The sequence below is a fragment of the Streptomyces sp. AC627_RSS907 genome, from assembly GCF_019049165.1.
On sequence record NZ_JAGMUE010001030.1, the window covers coordinates 1 to 659 of the forward strand.

The window sequence follows — 659 nt, forward strand, 5'->3', positions numbered from 1 at the left end:
GCCTGCACGCTGGCGCCGATGCGACCGGAGCGCACCGCCGCGTGCAGGGTCACGTTGATGGTCGGCTTGCTGACCAGGGTGGAGAGCAGTACGGGTTTGGTGGAGTGCGGCGGGATGTTGATCGACTCGCCGCTGGGCGCCTCCAGCCGGCCGTTCTCGCCGTACAGCTCCAGGTCGACCACCGCCTGGGTGCTGTCGGGGTTGGTGAGGTGGACGTAGTCCTGCCGGTCCCCCGCGGTGCTCACGCCGGGGAACCAGAAGTCGGTGCCGGGGGCGACGCAGGAGGCGCCGAGCAGGCCGCGCCCGTCGCCCGCGGTCACGGCGGTGGTCTGCTGCACGGTCCAGCCCGGGGCGAGCGCGCCGTCCGCGACGCCGATCAGCGCGGGCGCGTCGGAGCGCGAGGTGTCCTCGGAGACCGGCGTCCCGGGCTTGGCCAGCGGCACCACCGGGTCGCCGGTCAGCGCGTCCCCGCGCGCGTCGCCCTTGCCCCGGTCGCCGTCCTCGCCTCCGTCGTCCTCGCCTCCGTCGTCGGCGTGGTGCGCGGGGAGCAGCTCGGCCGCGCCCTTGTCGTCGCCGCCCTGGCCCGGTGCTTGCGGGGTGTAGGCGGTGTACGTGGTCTCGCCGAGTTCGGACGAGGTGGGCGCGGGGCACACCAGCGC

At 75.1% G+C, this 659-nt stretch carries 1 protein-coding gene; it reads right to left on the bottom strand.

The features are described 5' to 3' along the window. The coding region (locus KUM32_RS40080; RefSeq protein ID WP_254406762.1) for a DUF5719 family protein at positions 1-659 on the bottom strand (659 nt) is incomplete at both ends.